This window comes from Nocardioides sp., assembly GCF_025964975.1.
Taxonomy (GTDB): Bacteria; Actinomycetota; Actinomycetes; order Propionibacteriales; family Nocardioidaceae; genus Nocardioides.
In genome coordinates, this window is the sequence record NZ_JAOPXV010000139.1 from 35,382 (window position 1) to 54,510 (window position 19,129).

20 protein-coding genes and 2 pseudogenes are annotated in these 19,129 nt (G+C 68.3%); 9 read left to right on the forward strand and 13 right to left on the reverse strand.

Going from position 1 to position 19,129, the window contains the following annotated elements:
- Nucleotides 1-140: 140 nt before the first annotated feature.
- Nucleotides 141-1,502: a Pup--protein ligase gene (gene pafA / locus JWN68_RS10590; RefSeq protein WP_297738485.1), complete on the reverse strand. Its 1,362-nt coding sequence runs from the start codon at nucleotides 1,500-1,502 to the stop codon at nucleotides 141-143.
- Nucleotides 1,503-1,593: 91 nt separating this feature from the next.
- Here pafA and JWN68_RS10595 point away from each other — a divergent pair, with 91 nt between their 5' ends.
- Complete coding sequence (locus tag JWN68_RS10595) at nucleotides 1,594-3,066, forward strand: FAD-dependent oxidoreductase (protein ID WP_297738487.1); 1,473 nt, start codon at nucleotides 1,594-1,596, stop codon at nucleotides 3,064-3,066.
- Between the two features lie 449 nt (nucleotides 3,067-3,515).
- Here the strand turns inward: JWN68_RS10595 and prcA are convergent.
- From prcA to dop, 4 genes and pseudogenes are all read right to left on the reverse strand, one after another.
- Nucleotides 3,516-4,214, reverse strand: a pseudogene (gene prcA / locus JWN68_RS10600) (proteasome subunit alpha); the annotation flags it as partial.
- A gap of 64 nt (nucleotides 4,215-4,278) precedes the next feature.
- Nucleotides 4,279-5,109 carry a proteasome subunit beta gene (gene prcB / locus JWN68_RS10605; RefSeq protein ID WP_297738489.1) on the reverse strand — a complete coding sequence of 277 codons (831 nt, stop codon included), beginning with the start codon at nucleotides 5,107-5,109 and terminating at the stop codon, nucleotides 4,279-4,281.
- Nucleotide 5,110: 1 nt separating this feature from the next.
- Nucleotides 5,111-5,308: a ubiquitin-like protein Pup gene (locus JWN68_RS10610; protein WP_297738491.1), complete on the reverse strand. Its 198-nt coding sequence runs from the start codon at nucleotides 5,306-5,308 to the stop codon at nucleotides 5,111-5,113.
- 162 nt (nucleotides 5,309-5,470) lie between these two features.
- Nucleotides 5,471-6,982 (reverse strand): depupylase/deamidase Dop, encoded by a 1,512-nt coding sequence (dop, locus tag JWN68_RS10615; protein WP_297738493.1) that lies wholly within the window; start codon nucleotides 6,980-6,982, stop codon nucleotides 5,471-5,473.
- A gap of 48 nt (nucleotides 6,983-7,030) precedes the next feature.
- Between dop and JWN68_RS10620 the strand changes: the two genes are divergently transcribed.
- The 3 genes from JWN68_RS10620 to JWN68_RS10630 all read left to right on the forward strand — a co-directional run bounded on the left by JWN68_RS10620 (nucleotide 7,031) and on the right by JWN68_RS10630 (nucleotide 7,805).
- A complete protein-coding gene (locus JWN68_RS10620) occupies nucleotides 7,031-7,339 on the forward strand; it encodes a hypothetical protein (protein WP_297738525.1) in 309 nt (102 codons plus the stop codon).
- Nucleotides 7,231-7,470, forward strand: coding sequence for a methyltransferase domain-containing protein (locus tag JWN68_RS10625; protein ID WP_297738495.1), 240 nt, complete (start codon nucleotides 7,231-7,233; stop codon nucleotides 7,468-7,470). Before JWN68_RS10620 ends, JWN68_RS10625 begins: the two co-directional genes overlap by 109 nt.
- 209 nt (nucleotides 7,471-7,679) lie before the next feature.
- Nucleotides 7,680-7,805: a hypothetical protein gene (locus JWN68_RS10630; protein ID WP_297738497.1), complete on the forward strand. Its 126-nt coding sequence runs from the start codon at nucleotides 7,680-7,682 to the stop codon at nucleotides 7,803-7,805.
- Here JWN68_RS10630 and JWN68_RS10635 read toward each other — a convergent pair.
- From JWN68_RS10635 to JWN68_RS10650, 4 genes are all read right to left on the reverse strand, one after another.
- Nucleotides 7,802-8,170: a hypothetical protein gene (locus JWN68_RS10635; protein WP_297738499.1), complete on the reverse strand. Its 369-nt coding sequence runs from the start codon at nucleotides 8,168-8,170 to the stop codon at nucleotides 7,802-7,804. The two genes, JWN68_RS10630 and JWN68_RS10635, sit on opposite strands and share 4 nt — an antisense overlap.
- Nucleotides 8,167-9,921, reverse strand: coding sequence for a proteasome ATPase (gene arc, locus JWN68_RS10640; protein WP_297738501.1), 1,755 nt, complete (start codon nucleotides 9,919-9,921; stop codon nucleotides 8,167-8,169). Before arc ends, JWN68_RS10635 begins: the two co-directional genes overlap by 4 nt.
- Nucleotides 9,922-10,051: 130 nt before the next feature.
- Nucleotides 10,052-11,032, reverse strand: coding sequence for a tRNA (adenine-N1)-methyltransferase (locus JWN68_RS10645; RefSeq protein WP_297738503.1), 981 nt, complete (start codon nucleotides 11,030-11,032; stop codon nucleotides 10,052-10,054).
- Between the two features lie 24 nt (nucleotides 11,033-11,056).
- Nucleotides 11,057-12,199, reverse strand: coding sequence for a site-2 protease family protein (locus tag JWN68_RS10650; RefSeq protein WP_297738505.1), 1,143 nt, complete (start codon nucleotides 12,197-12,199; stop codon nucleotides 11,057-11,059).
- A gap of 64 nt (nucleotides 12,200-12,263) precedes the next feature.
- Between JWN68_RS10650 and JWN68_RS10655 the strand changes: the two genes are divergently transcribed.
- On the forward strand, nucleotides 12,264-13,163 hold the full coding sequence (locus JWN68_RS10655) for a PD-(D/E)XK nuclease family protein (protein WP_297738507.1): 900 nt from the start codon (nucleotides 12,264-12,266) through the stop codon (nucleotides 13,161-13,163).
- A gap of 47 nt (nucleotides 13,164-13,210) precedes the next feature.
- Here the strand turns inward: JWN68_RS10655 and JWN68_RS10660 are convergent, their stop codons facing one another.
- Entirely contained in the window at nucleotides 13,211-13,915 is a 705-nt protein-coding gene (locus JWN68_RS10660) for an HAD family phosphatase (protein WP_297738509.1), read from the reverse strand.
- A 646-nt stretch (nucleotides 13,916-14,561) separates the two neighbouring features.
- On the opposite strand from JWN68_RS10660, the gene JWN68_RS10665 reads away from it, so the two are divergent.
- Nucleotides 14,562-14,825, forward strand: a complete 264-nt coding sequence (locus JWN68_RS10665) for a hypothetical protein (RefSeq protein ID WP_297738511.1) — start codon at nucleotides 14,562-14,564, stop codon at nucleotides 14,823-14,825.
- A 111-nt stretch (nucleotides 14,826-14,936) separates the two neighbouring features.
- Nucleotides 14,937-15,077, forward strand: a complete 141-nt coding sequence (locus JWN68_RS10670) for a hypothetical protein (protein WP_297738513.1) — start codon at nucleotides 14,937-14,939, stop codon at nucleotides 15,075-15,077.
- A 138-nt stretch (nucleotides 15,078-15,215) separates the two neighbouring features.
- Here the strand turns inward: JWN68_RS10670 and JWN68_RS10675 are convergent, their stop codons facing one another.
- The 3 genes from JWN68_RS10675 to JWN68_RS10685 all read right to left on the reverse strand — a co-directional run bounded on the left by JWN68_RS10675 (nucleotide 15,216) and on the right by JWN68_RS10685 (nucleotide 17,416).
- Complete coding sequence (locus JWN68_RS10675) at nucleotides 15,216-16,004, reverse strand: hypothetical protein (protein ID WP_297738515.1); 789 nt, start codon at nucleotides 16,002-16,004, stop codon at nucleotides 15,216-15,218.
- 1 nt (nucleotide 16,005) lies between these two features.
- Complete coding sequence (locus JWN68_RS10680) at nucleotides 16,006-16,584, reverse strand: sigma-70 family RNA polymerase sigma factor (RefSeq protein ID WP_297738516.1); 579 nt, start codon at nucleotides 16,582-16,584, stop codon at nucleotides 16,006-16,008.
- Between the two features lie 115 nt (nucleotides 16,585-16,699).
- The gene (locus JWN68_RS10685; protein ID WP_297738518.1) at nucleotides 16,700-17,416 is read right to left on the reverse strand and encodes a hypothetical protein; all 717 of its coding nucleotides are present in this window, start codon (nucleotides 17,414-17,416) and stop codon (nucleotides 16,700-16,702) included.
- Nucleotides 17,417-17,767: 351 nt separating this feature from the next.
- Here JWN68_RS10685 and JWN68_RS10690 point away from each other — a divergent pair.
- Together JWN68_RS10690 and JWN68_RS10695 are read left to right on the forward strand one after the other, a co-directional pair.
- Nucleotides 17,768-17,946 (forward strand): annotated as a pseudogene (locus tag JWN68_RS10690) (IS256 family transposase); the annotation flags it as partial.
- Between the two features lie 427 nt (nucleotides 17,947-18,373).
- On the forward strand, nucleotides 18,374-19,129 hold a 756-nt coding region (locus JWN68_RS10695), incomplete at its 3' end, for a hypothetical protein (RefSeq protein WP_297738520.1).

Here is a 19,129-nt window from a genome sequence, read left to right on the forward strand (position 1 = left end):
GAGTCACCTAATCGGTTGGTGTGCAGGACAGCGGCGCCACCCTATCCGGCCGCCCCGAGCCGCCGCGGAGTAGTCGGTGCTCCGCTGTCGCGACCGTTGAGCATCTTGAGTGCTCCGCTGTCGCGACCGCCGGATACGACTCACATGCCGTCGATGAGTCGCTGCACGCGCTCGTCGTACGCCTTGAACGGGTCCTTGCACAGCACGGTGCGCTGCGCCTGGTCGTTGAGCTTGAGGTGCACCCAGTCGACCGTGAAGTCACGACGCCGCTCCTGGGCCTTGCGGATGAACTCCCCGCGCAGTCGGGCCCGGGTGTTCTGGGGAGGGACGCTCTTGGCCTCGAAGATCTTCAGGTCGGTGGTCACCCGCGCGACCGCCCCGCGCTTCTCGAGGAGGTAGTAGAGCCCGCGACCGCGGTGGATGTCGTGGTACGCCAGGTCCAGCTGGGCAATCCGCGGGTGGCCCATCGGCAGCCCGTGCTTGGCGCGATAGCGGTCGATGAGCTTCCACTTGATCACCCAGTCGATCTCGCGGTCGACGAGTCCGAGGTCGTCGGACTCGACGGCCTTGAGCCCGCGCTCCCAGAGGTCCAGGGCCCGCTCGATGAGGGGGGTGCTGATCTGCCGGCGATCGACGAAATCGCGAGCCTTGCCGAGGTATTCGCCCTGGATCTCCAGCGCGCTCGCCTCGCGACCGTTGGCCAGGCGGACCTTGCGGCGCCCGGTGACGTCGTGGGAGATCTCCCGGATGGCGCGGATGGGGTTCTCCATCGTGAGGTCGCGCATCACCACCCCCTCCTCGATCATCCGGAGGACGAGTTCGCAGGAGGCGACCTTGAGCATGGTGGTGGTTTCACTCATGTTGGAGTCGCCGACGATGACGTGCAGGCGGCGGTACTTCTCCGCGTCCGCGTGGGGCTCGTCGCGCGTGTTGATGATCGGCCGGCTCCGGGTGGTGGCGCTGGAGACGCCCTCCCAGATGTGCTCGGCACGCTGGGAGACGCTGTAGGACGCCCCACGTGGGGTCTGGGTGACCTTGCCTGCCCCCACCACGATCTGCCGCGTCACCAGGAAGGGGATCAGGACGTCCGCGAGCTTGCTGAACTCCCCCGCCCGGCCGACGAGGTAGTTCTCGTGACAGCCGTAGGAGTTGCCCGCGGAGTCCGTGTTGTTCTTGAAGAGGTAGATGTCGCCGGCGATGCCCTCGTCGTGCAGGCGCTGCTCGGCGTCCAGGAGCAGCCCCTCGAGGATCCGCTCGCCGGCCTTGTCGTGCGTGACGAGCTCGGTGATGTCGTCGCACTCCGGCGTCGCGTATTCGGGGTGGCTGCCGACGTCGAGGTAGAGCCGTGCGCCGTTGCGGAGGAAGACGTTGCTGGAACGCCCCCAGCTGACCACCTTGCGGAAGAGGTAGCGCGCCACCTCGTCGGGGCTGAGTCGTCGCTGCCCCTTGAACGTGCACGTGACGCCGTACTCGTTCTCGATCCCGAAGATGCGTCGGTCCATGACTCCACCCTAGGCCGCACACGGTCGCCGGTCCCGCTCATTCGGGTGAGGGATTGGCGCATCTGGAGCCGGAACTGGGTAGACAAGGGACATGACCTCCTTGTGGCTCGAACACCCCCAGGCCGCCCGCGCCGTCCTCCCCGACGACGCCACGTGCGACATCGTGGTCGTGGGGGCGGGGGTCACCGGCCTCGTGACCGCTGTCCAGGCCGCACGCGCCGGGCTGTCGGTGATCGTCCTGGAGGCCCGCACGGCGGGGGCAGCCACGACCGGCAACACGACCGCCAAGGTGAGCCTCCTCCAAGGCACGAAGCTGCGGCGGATCCGGCGCGCGCATCCCCTCTCGATCGTGAGGTCGTACGTCGACGCCAACCGCCGCGGCCAGGAATGGCTGTGGGACTTCTGCGAAGCATCGGGCGTCGTCGCCGAGACCCAGGCCGCCATCACCTACGCGACGTCCGCCGCCGGTGAGGCGCGGGTCCGCGCCGAGCTCGACGTGGCTCGGGAAGTCGGCCTCGACGCCGGGTGGACCGACGCCGCCGAGCTGCCCTTCCCCGTGATCGGCGGCGTGCGGCTGGAGGACCAGTTCCAGATCCATCCGATCGAGCTGGTGGAGGCGCTGGCCGCCGACCTCCAGGCGAACGGTGGGGTGCTCCACGAGCACTCCCGGGTGCAGGACGTCTCGCGCAGCGACGCCGGGGTCGAGGCCCGGACCGGGACCGGGACCGTCACAGCACGCCACCTGGTCGTCGCCACCAGCATGCCCGTCCTCGACCGCGGCGGTTTCTTCGCGCGGCAGACGCCCCAGCGCTCCTACGCCGCAGCACTCCGACCGCGGTGGCTCCCCGACGCGATGTACCTGTCGGCGGAGGCGCCGTCCCGGTCCATCAGGCGCGCCGAGTGGCAGGGCGATGCCGTCCTGCTCGTCGGGGGCTACGGCCACGTCACCGGCCGGGTCGACTCAGAGGCGGGCCACCTGGCTGACCTTCTCGACTGGGCGCACTCGGACCTGGGCGCCGGCGAGGTCACCCACACGTGGTCCGCCCAGGACCAGAGCCCGGTGGACGAGCTGCCCTACGTCGGGCCGTTGCTTCCGGGGGACGACCGGGTGCTGGTCGCCACCGGTTTCGACAAGTGGGGCTTCACGAACGCCGCCGGCGCCGCGGAGCTGCTGACGGCGAGGATGACCGGGCGCGAGCTCGACTCCGAGGCGATGCGCAGCTGGTCGCCGTGGGAGGCGACCGGGATCCCCCGGGCCCTCGTCGCCAATGGAGCCGTCGGCTACCGCATGGCGCAGGGCTGGCTGCGGGCCTACGTCGGGGGCCAGCCTCCCCAGCCGGCGGAGGGCACCGGCACGGTCGCGCAACGCGCCGGGAAGCCCGCGGCGGTCTGCACCGTTGACGGCGTCACCCACGAGGTCTCGGCCGTCTGCCCCCACATGCACGGGATCGTGTGCTGGAACGATGCCGAGCAGTCCTGGGACTGTCCACTCCACGGCTCGCGCTTCGCTCCTGACGGGCACGTGCTGGAGGGACCGGCGACGCGGCCACTGCCGCCGCACTGACGGTTCACCATGGGATGTTGCTGAATGGACACTTCCCACGGTCAATTGACCATGGCAGTGCCCCATTCGTCTGCATACCGTGGTGAATAGTCCGGGGTGCGAGTCCCTCAGGGCAGCGGGTCCGTCAGGTCAGCCGGGCCCGTCGGCTCGGGCGGAGGCGCCGCCGGACCGGGTGGCCCGGTCGGGTCAGGGACGAACGGCTGTGGCGCGGGTGGCGGCGCCTCTCCGGGCTGGGCCGGATCGGTCGGCTGCGGCACCGGGGACGTGCCGGCAGGGCCGCTCGGTGGGGCCACCGGGTGCTCCAGGGGCTCGCCCGTCGTCGGGTCCTCCAGCGGGGGCACTCCGCCGCTCACCTGGTCGGTCGGGTCACTCGGGTCGTCGGTGGCTCCGGACCCGGGCGGCGTCGCGCCCCCGTTGTCCTCGGGCTGTGGGGCACCGGCCTCCTCCGGTCCGCGGTCGCCCAGGATCGAGGCCAGGCGCTCCGCTCGGAGCCGGACGAACTTTCTGGGCTTGGTCCGCGTCCGGTCCAGGGCGGCGACCTCGAGGTCGGCCACCGGGATCACGCGGTCGCCGGCATCGGTGTGACCCAGGGCCGCGACCGCGACGTGCAGCGCATCCTCGAGGGTGGCGTCTTCGGTGTAGTGCTCCTCGAGGTGGCTGGCCGTGGACTCCGCGTTGCCGCCCATGACGGCAAAGCCTTGCTGGTCGGCGATCTGTCCGTCATAGGTGAGCCGATAGATCTGGTCCCCAGCCGGTGTGTCCCCGACCTCAGCGACGAAGATCTCGACCTCGTAGGGCTTCTCACCGCCGCTGGAGAAGATCGAGCCGAGCGTCTGGGCGTAGGCGTTGGCCAACCCACGACCGGTGACGTCGCGCCGGTCGTAGGCGTAGCCGCGCATGTCGGCCAGTCGCACGCCGGCGATCCGGAGGTTCTCGAACTCGTTGTAGCGGCCCACGGCGGCGAAGGCGATCCGGTCGTAGATCTCCGAGACCTTGTGCAGGGCCTGCGAGGGGTTCTCGGACACGAAGAGGATGCCGTCGGCGTACTGGATGACAACGACCGACCGTCCCCGCGCGATGCCCTTGCGGGCGAAGTCGGCGCGGTCCTTCATCATCTGCTCGGGCGAGACGTAGAACGGTGTGCTCATCGTGACGCCTCCGTGGCAGTACGGGCGGAGAGCATGGAACAGCTCGATGGATTCATGGCAGTCCTCAGATCAGTGCGGCAGCGGGGCCGTCGGGGCGCTGCATGCGGGAGGCGAGCATGCGGTCGGCGATCTCGGCGACCTCGGCCTCGGGGACGCGATGACCGCCCTCGGCCGTCACCACGTGGACCACCGGGAAGATCCGGCGCGTCAGGTCGGGACCGCCTGTCGCGGAGTCGTCGTCGGCGGCGTCGTAGAGCGCCTGGATCACGGCCATCACGCAATCGTCGGCCGAGAAGTCCTCGCGATAGAGCTTCTTCAGCGACCCCCGTGCGAACAGCGAACCCGAGCCGACGCTGTGGAAGGCCTGCTCCTCGTAGCGTCCGCCGGTGACGTCGTAGCTGAAGATGCGGCCCTGGTCGGCCGCGAGGTCGAAACCCGCGAAGAGGGGAACGACCGCAAGGCCCTGCATAGCAAGGCCGAGGTTGGCACGGATGAGTGCTGCGAGCCGGTTGGCCTTGCCGTCCATGGACAGCGTGGTTCCCTCGATCTTCTCGTAGTGCTCGAGCTCCGTCTGGAACAACCGGACCATCTCGACGGCGAGGCCGGCCGTCCCGGCGATGCCGACCACGGAGTACTCGTCAGCGGGGAACACCTTCTCGATGTCGCGCTGGGCGATGATGTTGCCCATGGTGGCGCGCCGGTCACCGGCCATCACGACGCCGCCCGGGAAGGTGGCGGCGACGATCGTCGTAGCGTGCGGCGCGAGGTCGCCTGCATGGCCCGCCGGGACTGCCCGTCGAGACGGCAACAGGTCGGGCGCCTGGCCGGCGAGGAACTCGCTGAAGGACGCGGACCCCGGCATGAGATAGGCCGACGGCAGTCGAGGCTCGCTCACCTCACTGGCCGCCCTTCTGGATGAAGGACTTCACGAAGTCCTCGGCGTTGGTCTCGAGGACGTCATCGATCTCGTCGAGGATCGCGTCGACGTCGTCGTCGATGACCTCCTTCCGCTCCGCGACGTCGGTCTCGACGACCTCTTCGGTCGACGTCTCGTCCTGGGTGGACTTGCGCGGTTGCTTCTGCTCCTGGGCCATGTCCCGACCCTATCCAGAAGGGGAAGCCATGCACGCCACCCCGCCGGAGGTCCAGGAACGTCGACGTGCGGCCAGAGGTCATGGACGGCCGAAGACCCGCGCGAAACAGCAGCAGCACGGCGGTTGAGGAAGGCCCGAGACCTGTCGATCGCCGGCAGACACTCAGCGGGCGGTGAGTCGAGACACCAGCTCGAGGGCGGTGTCGCACTCGTCGAGAAGATCGCCGACGTGCTCCTTGCTGCCGCGCAGCGGGTCGATCGTCGGCACGCGCTGCAGGGATTCCCGGCCGGGAAGGTCGAAGATCACCGAGTCCCAGGAGGCGGCCGCGACATCGCCGGCGAACTTCTCCAGGCACCGACCGCGGAAGTACGCACGTGTGTCGGTGGGCGGGTCGTGCATGGCCCGCTCGATCGTCGGGTCGTCCACCAGCCGTTCGATCCGGCCAGCCGCCGCCAGCTTGGAGTAGAGACCCTTCTCGGGCCGGATGTCGCTGTACTGCAGGTCGATGAGGTGCAGCTTGGCGTCGTTCCAGTCGAGGTTGTCGCGATCGCGATATTGGGTGAGCAGCTTGAGCTTCGCCACCCAGTCGAGCTCCCCCGCGCACTGCAGGGGGTCCTGCTCGAGCCTGGTGAGCACGGACTCCCACCGCGCGAGCACGTCACGGGTCTGGGCGTCCGCATCGTCGCCGAGTCGCTCTGCGACGTACTTCCTGGCCAGGTCGAGGTATTCGAGCTGGAGCTGGACGGCGGTCATGGTGCGGCCGTCGTGCATGGTCAACAGCTGCTGGAGCGTCGGGTCGTGGGACACGGCCCGCAGGGAGGCGACCGGCGACGAGACGGCGAAGTCGGTGGTGATGAAACGGTCCTCGATCATCGACAGCACGAGCGCGGTCGTGCCGACCTTGAGGTAGGTCGACACCTCGGCGAGATTGGCGTCGCCAAGGATCACGTGGAGCCGGCGGTACTTCTCCGGGTCGGCGTGCGGCTCGTCGCGAGTGTTGATGATGGGTCGCTTCAGCGTCGTCTCGAGGCCCACCTCGACCTCGAAGAAGTCGGCCCGCTGGCTGATCTGGAACCCGTGCTCGCGGCCGTCCTGCCCGATCCCGACCCGCCCCGCGCCGGTCACGACCTGGCGGCTGACGAAGAATGGGATGAGGTGGCGCACGATGTCGCCGAAGGGCGTTGAGCGGCGCATCAGGTAGTTCTCGTGGGCGCCGTAGGAGGCTCCCTTGTTGTCGGTGTTGTTCTTGTAGAGCACGATCGGCGTCGAGCTCCGGGCCTGGGAGGCGAGCCGCTGGGCGTCGAGCATCACCTGCTCCCCTGCCTTGTCCCAGATGACGATGTCCAGCGGACTGGTCACCTCGGGGGTGGAGTACTCGGGGTGGGCGTGGTCGACGTAGAGCCGCGCGCCGTTGGTGAGGATCACGTTGGCGAGACCGAGGTCCTCGTCGGTGAGCTGGCTCGGATCCGCGATCTGCCGTGCCATGTCGAAGCCCCGCGCGTCACGGAGCGGCGACTCCTCCTCGAAGTCCCAGCGGGCGCGCCTGGCCTTGACGGTGGCCGAGGCATAGGCGTTGACCACCTGGGAGGACGCGACCATCGGATTGGCCAGGGGCAGGCCCTGGACCGAGATCCCGTATTCGACCTCGGTGCCCATCACGCGCCGTACGCTCATGGTCCGAGCCTACGAGCACACCACCACCGGCGCGCCACGGGAGGCGTCATGTCGCTCTGGACCGATCGGGTCGTCCCCCGACTGGCCGATGCCTCGCTGCGGACGTCGGAGGTGACGGAGCTGCGGGAGCGCGTGTGTCCCGGGCTGCACGGACAGGTGCTCGAGATCGGCTTCGGCAGCGGTCTCAACATCGCCTGCTATCGCCTGGAGGTGACCAGCGTCAGCGCCGTGGAGCCTTCCGACGTCGGGTGGGGTCTCTCCACGAAGCGACGGGCTGCCAGCGACATACCGATCCAAGGTCTGGCCTGGACGGACAACGCCTCACCGAGCCGGACGGCTCGCACGACGCCGCGCTGAGCACCTTCAGCCTCTGCACGATCCCGGATCCAGCGCGGGCACTCGCGGAGGTACGGCGCGTGATCGCACCCGGCGCCGCGCTGCACTTCCTCGAGCACGGACTGGCCCCTGATGCGCGGGTCCACACGTAGCAGCAGCGACTGGAGCCGATGCAACGCCGGATGGCGGGCGGCTGTCACCTCACTCGAGACATCCCGGGCCTGGTGCGCGAGGCAGGCTTCGAGATCGAGACGCTCGAGAAACCCTACGCTCCCGGCGTGCGCTTGTCCCGGCCGTGGAGCTACGTCTACTTCGGTGTGGCGCGAGCGCGCTGAGTCAGCGGCGTCCGCGAAGCATGCCCATGACCAGCAGCACGACGACGACGATGACGGCGATGATGATGATGGTGCGCAGCATGGGAACTCCCGGGGATGAGGGGCACTTCGCTGTGCCCGGTCTCGGCACTGTAGCCCTCGTCAGCCGCTAGGAGCGTGACTGACGCGCCTGGAGCGCGTGCGCGAGATTGACGGCCGTGATGCCACCCCACGAAAGCACCAGGGTGAAGAACGAGAGGTCACCGCTCTCGGTCGCACCGAGGCTGATCGCGGTGATCGGGATCCCGGCGATCAACGAGACGATGCCCAGCGCAAGCTGGCGGGCGCCGGCCGACTTCTGCGCAGCCTGACGCGCGTCTCGGCTCTGGACCTCGTTGCCGACGCGACGCTCGACCTCCGCCTGGATGCGGTCCGCGAACCCGTCGACCAGCTCGGCGTCGTACCGCAGGCCGAGCTCGCGGCGGGTCTCGAGGACCGCCTCGATCTCGGACCGCTCCAGCTCGTCGCCGGGTGTCACAGATATTGGCCGGTGTTGGCGACCGTGTCGATCGACCGGCCGGGCTCGGTGCCCTGCTTGCCGGTGACGAGCGTGCGGATGAACACGATCCGCTCACCCTTCTTGCCGGAGATCCGTGCCCAGTCGTCGGGGTTGGTCGTGTTGGGCAGGTCCTCGTTCTCCTTGAACTCGTCGACACACGCCTGGAGCATGTGCTGGACGCGGATGCCGCGCTGCTGCTGGTCGAGGAAGTCCTTGATCGCCATCTTCTTGGCGCGATCGACGATGTTCTGGATCATCGCCCCGGAGTTGAAGTCCTTGAAGTAGAGGACCTCCTTGTCGCCGTTGGCGTAGGTGACCTCGAGGAAGCGGTTCTCCTCGGACTCGGTGTACATCCGCTCGACGGTGGCCTGGATCATCGCGCCCACGCACGCCTCGGCGTCTCCGCCGAACTCGGCAAGGTCCACGGCGTGCAGCGGCAGGTCGGCGGTGAGGTACTTGGTGAAGATGTCGCGCGCGGACTCGGCGTCGGGACGCTCGATCTTGATCTTCACGTCGAGACGCCCCGGGCGCAGGATCGCCGGGTCGATCATGTCCTCGCGGTTGGAGGCACCGATCACCAGGACGTTCTCCAACGTCTCGACGCCGTCGATCTCGCTCAACAGCTGCGGGACGATGGTGTTCTCCACGTCGGAGGAGACACCCGAGCCGCGGGTGCGAAACAAGGAGTCCATCTCGTCGAAGAACACGATGACCGGGGTGCCCTCCGAGGCCTTCTCCCGGGCGCGCTGGAAGACGAGGCGGAAGTGGCGCTCGGACTCGCCGACATATTTGTTCAGCAGCTCGGGGCCCTTGATGTTCAGGAAGTAGGACTTGCCGGAGCTGCCTGTCTTCTCGCTGACCTTCTTGGCCAGCGAGTTGGCCACCGCCTTCGCGATCAGCGTCTTGCCGCAGCCGGGAGGTCCGTAGAGCAGCACGCCCTTCGGCGGCTTGAGCTTGTGGTCCTTGAAGAGCTCGGGATAGAGGTACGGCAGCTCGACCGCGTCGCGGATCGCGTCGATCTGCGTCACCAGGCCACCGATGCGCGAGTAGTCGATGTCGGGCACCTCTTCGAGGACGAGCTCCTCGACCTCCGACTTGGGCACCCGCTCGTAGGCATAGCCCGCCCGCGCGTCGAGCAGCAGCGAGTCACCCGCCTTGGGCAGGGCGGCGAGGAGCGGAGCGGCGAGGCGGACGACACGCTCCTCGTCCGCGTTCGCGATGACCAGGGCGCGCACACCGTCCTCGAGCAGCTCCTTGAACATCACGACCTCGCCGACCTGCTCGAACACGAGCGCGGCGACGACGTTGAGCGCCTCGTTGAGCATGACCTCCTGGCCCTTGACGAGCTCGTCGAGCGCGACCGCCGGGCTGACGTTGACCCGCAGCTTGCGACCGCCGGTGAACACGTCGACGGAGTCGTCCTCGTTGCGGCTCAGGAAGGTGCCGAAGCCCGCCGGCGGTTGCGCCAGGCGGTCGACCTCCTCCTTGAGCTTCATGATCTGGTCGCGGGCCTCACGCAGGGTCTGTGCCAGCCGCTCGTTCTGGCTGGTGACCGCCGCGAGGGAGCGCTGCGTGTCGGCGAGCCGCAGGTCGAGGCCACGCGCGTGGCTCGGCCCCTCGCTCAGACGGCGCCGAAGGTCGGAGACCTCGGACTCCAGGAAGCGGACCTGCGTGGCGAGCTCGTCGGGACTCATCCCGGCACCCGCGGCGGCTTCTGTCGAATCGGACATGTGCGTCACCTCCTGTTGCTTCTCGACATTACCCACCGGCCGATGAGACGGAAGTGGTTATCCCGCTGTGTTGGTCACGATTTAGATGCAGTACGCCGCGCGGGCCGGGCGCGAGGGGACCACTCGATGGTCACTCCACCGACTCGTCGGCCGCCTCGGTCACGGGTGGGAAGTCGGCGGGTCGAGGACCGGTGTAGTCCGGGCCGTACGCACCGGGGGCAGGCCGGCGGGTCTTGCGCGGCGGCTTCTCCCCCGGCGACATCCTCCGGGCGGTGACCAGGAACGCGGTGTGCCCGATCATCTTGTGGTCCGGGCGCACGGCGAGGCCTTCGACGTGCCAGTCTCGGACGAGCGACTCCCAGGGGTGCGGCTCGGTGAAGCCGCCGTGTGCGCGCAGGGTCTCCACCACGCGCGACAGCTGGGTGGTGGTGGCGACGTACGCGCACACGATGCCACCAGGGACGAGCTTGTCGGCGACGACGTCGACGCAGTTCCACGGGTCGAGCATGTCGAGGATGATCCGGTCGACCTGACCGTCCAGCTCAGGCAGCTCAAGCTTGAGATCGCCCAGCCGGAGGTCCCAGGCGGGGTGCGAGGCGCCGGGGGGTGCGTCGAAGAACTGGTCGACGTTGCGCTTGGCGACCTCGGCGAACTCCTCGCGCAGCTCGTACGACGTGACCCGGCCCCACGGACCCACGGCCCGCAGCAGCGAGCAGGTCAGCGCTCCCGAGCCGGCTCCGGCCTCGACCACCCGAGCACCGGGGTAGATGTCGGCGAGCGCGACGATCTGGGCGGCGTCCTTCGGGTAGACCACCGCCGCCCCACGGGGCATCGAGACGACGAACTCCGAGAGGAGCGGACGGAAGACGAGGTATTCCCCGCCGGCGGACGAGACGACCGTGAACCCCTCGTCCCGGCCGATCATCTCGTCGTGGTCGAGGTGGCCCTTGTTGGAGAAGAAGCGCTTGCCGGCAGTCAGCTCGAAGTTGTGCTTGCGACCCTTCTGGTCCATGAGACGTACCCACTCGCCTTCGCGCAACGGGCCGCGGTGGACGCCAGACCACGCCTCTGCGGGCACGTCGGGACTGGGCTGTACTGAACTCTCAGGCATGCGCGGAACCCTAGTGGGACTCCCTCAAGGGCGTGATTCGCGGAAGGCCTTGTCGACGTCGGCGGTCGACAGCACTCCCAGGACAGACCCGTCGTCCTCGATGAGGAGATATTGCTCGGCGGGACGCCGGCTGATCGCTGAGATCAGGTCCTCGCCCGCGATCGTCGCCGGGAGCGTGAGGCCCTCTTCGAGCGTCCGGGCAACCGTGCTGGTCGTGACCCATGGCCGGCGCTCCTGCGGGGTCGCCCGGACGGCTGACTCACTGACGATCCCGGTGGGGGTCCCGGCCGGGCTGACCGTCACGATGCTGCTGGCGTCCACCCCCTGGGCACGGCGCAGGGCCTCTGCCAACGGGGTGTCTCCGGGCACGGCGAGGGTACGGCGGGCCAGCGGCCGGGCCACGAGGAGCGGAATGCGACCACGCAGCCGTGCCTGCGACATGGCAGCGGTGGCCCCGGTCCACAGGAACAGGCCCAGCACGATCACGAGCAGGTAGTCGAACAGCGTGGCAGGCACGTCGAAGACCTCGCGCTGGATCATCGGCCAAGCCAGCACCAAGACGGCCGTCAGGCGCCCGCCCCAGCCTGCGACGACGGTGCCCAGGGTGGCGTTGCCGGAGGCCCCCCAGACCAGGGCCTTCAGCACGCGCCCACCATCCAGCGGTAGCCCGGGGACCAGGTTGAGCACCCCGATCACCAGGTTGGCCCCGGCGAGGCCTTCGACCGCGACCCGGACCAGCCCTTCAGGGAGCAGGAACCAGAGTCCAACGGCCGCGGCTCCGACGGCGATCGAGGTGAGCGGGCCGACGACCGCGATCCAGAACTCCTGCCGTGGCCGCCGCGCCGTGTCCTCGATCTCCGTCATGCCCCCGAGGAAGTGCAAGGTGATCGAGTTGACCCGGAAGCCGAGACGCTGCGCCATGATCGCGTGCGACGCCTCGTGCAGCAGGATCGAGAGATAGAGCACGATCGCGAAGATGAGCCCGGCCACATACTTGAGGGGCCCCAGACCGGGTTGCACCTGCTCGATTCGCGGCTCGATGGCGAACGCGATCAACGCAGCGATGATGAACCACGAGCTGTTGACCAGCACGTCGATCCCGGCCACGGAGCCGATCCGGAGCGTCCCGGGAGGCCGGTTCGGGCCCGCGGGAGGCGTCTGCGTCACCACCAGAGCCTAGCCGGGAGGACGTCGCCCGCCCATGTCGGTGCAGCGTCCTAGGGTGGCCGTCATGCCGAGCACGTCGCCCGCCGAAAGCGTCTCCACGCCCGTGGACGGCGTCGAGGTCCTCGGTGCGCTCTCGCCGAGCCGGGCAGCGGACTTCCTGACGTGCCCGTTGATGTATCGCTACCGCACTATCGACCGGCTCCCCGAGCAGCCCTCAGTCGACGCGGTGCGAGGCACGCTCGTGCACAAGGTCCTCGAGGACCTCTTCGACCTCCCAGCGACGGAGCGGACCTCCGACCGGGCGGCCGACCTGCTCGTGCCGTCGTGGGGCACGCTGCTCGACCAGGCCCCCGAGCTCGCCGAGATGTTCGGCGGCGAGGGCCCTGACGTCGCCTCCTGGCTGACCAGCTGCCGGGAGGTGCTGACGCGCTACTTCACCCTGGAGGACCCGGCCCGCCTGGAGCCCGCCGAGCGCGAGCTCTACGTCGAGGCGCTCCTGAGCAGCAAGCTCCTGCTGCGCGGCTTCGTGGACCGCCTCGACATCGCGGCCGACGGCCGCATCCGGGTGGTGGACTACAAGACCGGGCGCAGTCCCGGCCCCGAGTTCGAGGCCAAGGCGCTGTTCCAGATGAGGTTCTACGCCCTGGTCATCTGGCGCACCCGCGGCGTCGTCCCGGCGATGCTGCAGCTCGTCTATCTCGGCAACGGGGAGCTCCTCCGCTACGAGCCCGACGAGGCCGACCTGCTCGCCACCGAGCGGAAGGTCGAGGCGATCTGGTGCGCCGTCTCGGAGTGCAAGGAGTCGGGCGACTGGCGCCCTCGCAGGTCACGCCTCTGCTCCTGGTGCTCCTTCCAGAAGCACTGCCCGGAGTTCGGCGGCACGATCCTGCCGCTCCCCGCGCGACTCCCGGTGCCCGACCCGGCAGGCGACCTCGACACCGACGAAGGCCTCACGGCGCCATGACGAGATGACGGCGATTCGGTGCCACCCGGTGGCACCGGAACACCGAGTCACGGCAGCTGGAGGTGCGCCAGCTCGGCGGTCGTCATACCGAGCAGGGTGTCGCGGAAGACGCGGCGCTCCCCCTCGAGGATCGGCACGTGGTGGGGCACGCACAGCACCAGACAGCCGGCGGCCACGCCCGACTTCGCGCCGGTGTTGGAGTCCTCGATCGCGACACAGTCCTCAGGGGCGACCCCGAGCGCTGCCGCCGCGGTGAGGTAGGGCTCGGGGTGCGGCTTGCCGAACTCGACTCGGTCACCCGTGACGATGGTCCCGAAGCTGTCAGCGGGGAGGTGCCCCAGGATCGGCTCGACGAACCGTTGCCACGACATCGTCACGAGGGCGCAGGGCACGTCGTTGGCACGGAGGTCGGCCAGCAGCTCGAGGGCCCCCGGACGCCACGGCACGGACTGCTGGACGCGCTCGACGACACCGTCGAGCAGCTCGTCGACGATCTGCTGCGGGGTGCGGTCGATGTTCATGTGCACCCGGATGTAGTTGCCCGACTCGAGCAGGTCGTTTCCGACGAGGTTGAGTGCGTGCTCCTCCGACCACGTGCCGCCGTACTTCTCCGCCATCGCGTACTCGGTCTCGATCCAGTACGGCTCGGTGTCGACGAGGGTCCCGTCCATGTCCCACAGGACGGCCTTCGGCCACCTCGCATCAACATCACGGCGCTGACCTGCGAAAAACCCAGAATCGGCGGTACCCACGATGCCCTCCAAAGCGCTTCATGCGACGTCCCATGCGACGAACCACCCTAGATCGGCACCCTCCCGCATAGCGGAGCACCCCGCAAACCACACAACTTCTAGGTGCGCGGTGACCGTTGGCACGACTCAGGCGCACGTAGTACCGACATGACCAACCACACCATCGCCACCCCCATCACCACGTGGGCCGACCTGCGCTCCAGCGACCGCGAGGTCCTGAATCGGACCGAGGTCGCCACCCTGCTCGCCGTCGACCCACGCACCGTCGACCACGCCATCGAGGACGGCACCCTCCCAAGCATCCGGCTCGGTCGCCGGGTCCTTATCCCCGCCGCGCGTTCCTTGCGGTTCTCGGACTCACCGGACGCGAGGTCGCACGCCCCGGTGATCATTCCCCCCGGATGGGAACGCGTCATGAGCCACACCAGCAGGCCCACATCGCGTCGACGACCCGCCCGGACCGGGGCTCCGGATCCATCACGTCGTACCAGACCAAGACGGGCACCCGCTGGCGCTTCGAATTGGCGCTGCCCGTCGACTCCTCGGGTCCACGCGCCGAGGCGCGCAAAAGGACCCGGGGGACTTCGCCAGCTACGAGGAAGCCGACACCGAGCTCACCTTGCTTCGAGCCGACCTCATCCGCGGCGTGTCTCCCCGCCGACCGGGCGCCGACACTTGGCAGGCCTACGCCCAACGCTGGCTGGACGGATACGCCGGGTCCAACGGCACCCGCGTCTACATCCAACGCGTCATCAACGCGATGGCGCCCTACATCGGAGCCGTCCCCCTCGTCGAGATCCGCGCCACCGACCTAGCGGCTGCCTACCGCGACCTGGAGAACGGAACCCGACAAGCGCCGTCAACCAAACGAGCCGGCACAGGCCTCGCCACCTCGACGGTCGTCCGCTAGCCCAACTGGGTCAACACCATCTTTCTGGCGGCGCTGGACGAAGCGATCGTCGCCAGGATCTCGTGAACCCGAAACACGCCGGGCAACCTCGGGCCAGACAGCGAAGCCCCCTTGATCGTGCAGCAGTCCGACGGTGACCGCGAGCTCGACACCGACGCGACCAAGGTCGAGGAGGCCGACGACAGTCTCGATCAAGGTCCCGATGCCAACCCCGACGAGCCCGGTCACCAGGACGCGGACGAGTCCGAGTAGTCAACGCATCCCCCGGCCGGGTCGCCGCAATGCTGCCACTCGGCGCGCGCCCCTGGGACGTCCCCAGCGGTCGGGATTGCCGCTTGCGGGATCCGTGGCTCGGTCCCATGCCACGAGAGCCGCCCCGTGCGTCACGTGCTACTCGTCCGACACCTCCAACTCCTCAAAGCCCTCCGAACCACCCGAGCCCTCCGAACCGGAACTCTCCTCCAAACCGTCCGCCTCCTCCAAACCGTCCGCCTCCTCCGAATCAGCGGAGTCGTCGGAGCCGCTGGCCGACCCGTTTGGCCCCTCATCATTGCCGGACCCCGAGTCGTCCGGCTCCTCCGGATCGGATTCGTCGTCATGACGGGCATCTCGCGACTCCGAGGGCCGGTCTTTCGAACCTTCCTCGTCGTCGTCGACGTCGACGTCGTGGCCGGGGTGCGATTGTCCGGTGCCTGGCTCCCTCGTTTCATGTGCCGGTGCCGGTGCCGGCGAAACGTCAGGTTCATCTCGGTCGGCTGGGACGCCAGCGTCATCCGTCGTGACTTCTTGCGGTGCCTGACCCGGCTGCTCCGTCGGCTCAGGCGTGCGCGCCCTCATCGACACCTCGAATGGAGTGAGGTCGGAGACCACTCGATTGAACGTCGCTTGGGCCGCAGCCGGCAGCGCGCCTGCGATGCCAAGGCCGCCCACGAGGGCCGCAACGCAGCCAACCGCTACTGCCATCCGCCGCGGTCTCCGGCTGCATGTCTTCTGCGATGTCGGGGGGCCACCTCGTGCGATGAACGCGGCGAGCTCCGCGGACGCGACCGGCGGGATGTCGGTTGTAGCCTCTTCGTAGGCCAGGAGGGCATCGGCCAGTCGCCGAAGGTCCGGACGGTCGACTGATGCTACGCCCGACAGCAGGGACTCAACGTCCTCGTCTGTGAGGAACATGCTCATCTCACCTTCCTTCGATCTGGGGAGCAATGGGGGCACGGCCCGACGGCTCGAGCTTTCGACGCAGACTCTCGAGGCCCCGACGCTGCAGGGCTTTCACCGCGCCGGGAGACTTGTGAAGGACCGCGGCGATCTGGTCGACGGTGAGGTCGCCGAGGATGCGGAGTTCGAGAACGTCCCGCTGGTCCGGCGCTAGCCCGCGGAGCAAAGCCGCGGCCTCGTGGGTGCCGTGCACCTGAAGAGCCGCCTGCTCGGCACTGATCGCTGATCGATGGTCGGTTTCCGCGCTCCACGGAAGCTCGATCGGGCGGCGTCCCCGGCGTCGGAACTCGTCGACCAACCTGCGCTTCGCGATCGTGAAGACGAGGCCACGGAACTCCCGTTCTCCGCCGACAAAACTCGGCAGCGCCCGGAAAGCGGCCAAGAACACCTCACTTGTGAGGTCGTCAGGTTCGCGCGAGCCGCGTGACCGGACGAAGCCGCCGACCGAGGGCGAGAGTCGACGCCAAATCTCCGCATACGCTTCTGGGCTGCCTGACCGTGCCCGAAAGAGCACATCATTCAGTGGTACGTCCCGGTCCACGACCTCAGTATCCTCGGACAACGCGCGATCTCCTGTGAACCGAATGACGTCCCCCGGACCGGATCCCCCAGCGCGGCCCCGCCGGTGGCGCGGCCGCGTGCAGGCGAAGTTGTGGTCAGCTCGCGCGGACCAGTTCGATCTCCTCCAACGTGGCGCCGTCGTCCATGCCGATCTCGGCCACCTCAGCGCCCGGCACCAGGTCCGCTGCGGAACCGTCTTCGTCGTTCGAACCGGAGCCCGAAGTGTCGAACTCGATCTCGGTCTCCTCGGTCACGACCAGACTGAGGTGTGCCTCAGAGGCGAGTGTGTTGATCACGAGAGCGCCGGTTCCTGCATCAAAGCTGATGATGGTACCCATCAGGTCGCTGTCGTCCTCACCGTGCTCGGCTTCACAATTGTCCTCGACGCTGTCGTCCTCGTCCTCGTTCTGCTCGCCGTCGTGGTCGCCGTCCTCGTCGCCGTCCTCGATGCCGTCGTCGTCGGAGTCGGAGTCGCGAGCACCTGAATGCTGCTCGTTCTCGTCCTCGTCGTCGACCCCATCTTCGTCGCGGTCATCGTCATCGGTGAGGCACGTCTCCAGGGAGTCGTCCTCGTCCTCGTTGTCGAAGCCGTCGCCGTCAGCGTCCTCATCGCCGTCACGCGTTCCGTCGTTGTCGGTGTCGCGCACGTGCGGGTCGGTTGATCGGGACCCATCCTTGACCTCGTCGCCGTCGTCCGCGCCGTCATTATCGCTGTCCTCGTCGACGGGGTCGAGATCGAGGCGGTACTCGGTGAGGTTGCGCAAACCGTCGTGGTCCTTGTCGCGGCCGGCGTCAGCACGGGTCGGGTTCAACCCATGGCGCGTCTCCCACCGGCTGGGCATTCCGTCGCCGTCGCTAGCTCCGGCCGCAGCAACCGCCGACGCGAGGATTCCTGGACCTCCCAAAGCCAGAACCGCCCCGGTGGCGAGTGCAACAAGCCGTACCCGGCGAGTGGACTGCAGTGACATGTGATGCCTTCCGTTGGATGAGCGCCGCACGCTTCCCGCCCGGCACAGGTGAACATCGCCCGGCCACCGTCTAGGGGTACGCCCACTTTCGATTGAGGCTACGAACTCAATATCTACTCACTACGTCACGCCACGAACGCCCCACGAATCCAGTCGGTCGCACGGTTGCACACCGTGAACCGTCGACGTCGTCGCATCTTCCCCGACCCCACATCAGTCATCCGGTTCGTCGGGGCAGTCCTCTCCGAGCAACACGACGAATGGGCCGGAGGGCGCCGCTACTCGGACTCGACGTCTTCGCCCGATCACGGGCGGTCGACATCACCACCGACGAGGAGGTGAACCAAGCAGTCCTCCAAGCCCTCACGGCCTGACCCGCCAACGACGAGGGTCACGGCGTACACCACGTCACCGGACGTGACCCACTGATGCGGTTCCCGGATCGCCCGGAGCTGAGGGGGGTCACGAGATGACCGCTCGCCGTCTCGCCGTGAAGTCGCTTCGCGCGTACCCCATTGTAGGGCAATCCGTCTGCACAACGCCGCCCCTCCTGAGAGCGGTGTCAATTTGATCCAAACGTCGGCGTGACTGCGGCTCCGACTCGAAGAAGAATCTCACGGAGGCGAGGGGCACATGAACATCTCGAAGAGCGACCTGACAAGGGTCACGCAGGGCGGAAGGAAACTTCTTGCTGCTGCGTCCGCATTGCTGTTGTGGCTGGCGTTGCTCGCACCTGCGTTGCTCACCGCCCCGGCGCATGCTGCGCCACCCGGGCAAGGATTCAAACTTAACGCATCCGACTTGAGATTTATCCTCAGGCAGATCCGGTACGCCGAGAACAACGCGACCCGCGAGAACGCCGCTGGGGTGCCGACGGCAGGCCTGCCGCTGTTCGGCAGCCAGCGTGACACGGCAACGAACGAGTTCCTACAGATCAGTAGCCCGCTTCTGCCGTACGGACTGCGCACCGTCGACGGCTCCGACAACAACGGGATCGGCGGCCAGAGCCACTTCGGCGCCGCGAGCCTGCCCTTCCCCCGGTTCGCAGCGGCGCAGTGGAGGGACGCGGAGGTGCCGGGGGTCTTCGGTCCTCCCGGTGCGCCGGCGACCTCGTACGGCCAGCGCGGTGGAGTCGTGGTCGACTCCGAGCCGCGGGTGATCAGCAACCTCATCGTCGACCAGACCGCGACCAACCCGGCAGCCATCGCGGCCGCTGGTCGGCCGCACCGGGCCCTCAACTCCGACCCGACCGCAGTCCCGTGCACCACGGACCCCTCGGGCGCCACTCCCGGCGTCCCGGAGGGCTGTGTGCCGTCGCACGACACGCTGTTCATCCCCAACGTCACCACCGACGTGGGGCTTTCACCGCCGTACAACTCCTGGTTCACCCTGTTCGGGCAGTTCTTCGACCACGGGGTCGACCTGACCGTCAAGAGCGGTGGCAGCGTGTTCGTCCCGCTACAGGCCGACGACCCGCTCATCGCCGGACCCGACCACGTGTTGCTCGATGACCCCGCCACCGACCCGGACGAGGCGGCCGACAACCTGGCCCCCAAC

Bases quoted from the DNA above. Each gene is read 5' to 3' on its own strand.
- JWN68_RS10620 (WP_297738525.1), top strand. From the start codon at position 7,031: ATGTCGCTCTGGACCGATCGGGTCGTCCCCCGACTGGCCGATGCCTCG.
- JWN68_RS10595 (WP_297738487.1), top strand. From the start codon at position 1,594: ATGACCTCCTTGTGGCTCGAACACCCCCAGGCCGCCCGCGCCGTCCTC.
- JWN68_RS10630 (WP_297738497.1), top strand. From the start codon at position 7,680: ATGACCAGCAGCACGACGACGACGATGACGGCGATGATGATGATGGTG.
- arc (WP_297738501.1), bottom strand. From the start codon at position 9,921: ATGTCCGATTCGACAGAAGCCGCCGCGGGTGCCGGGATGAGTCCCGAC.
- dop (WP_297738493.1), bottom strand. From the start codon at position 6,982: ATGAGCGTACGGCGCGTGATGGGCACCGAGGTCGAATACGGGATCTCG.
- JWN68_RS10655 (WP_297738507.1), top strand. From the start codon at position 12,264: ATGCCGAGCACGTCGCCCGCCGAAAGCGTCTCCACGCCCGTGGACGGC.
- JWN68_RS10645 (WP_297738503.1), bottom strand. From the start codon at position 11,032: ATGCCTGAGAGTTCAGTACAGCCCAGTCCCGACGTGCCCGCAGAGGCG.
- JWN68_RS10610 (WP_297738491.1), bottom strand. From the start codon at position 5,308: ATGGCCCAGGAGCAGAAGCAACCGCGCAAGTCCACCCAGGACGAGACG.
- JWN68_RS10675 (WP_297738515.1), bottom strand. From the start codon at position 16,004: ATGAGCATGTTCCTCACAGACGAGGACGTTGAGTCCCTGCTGTCGGGC.
- pafA (WP_297738485.1), bottom strand. From the start codon at position 1,502: ATGGACCGACGCATCTTCGGGATCGAGAACGAGTACGGCGTCACGTGC.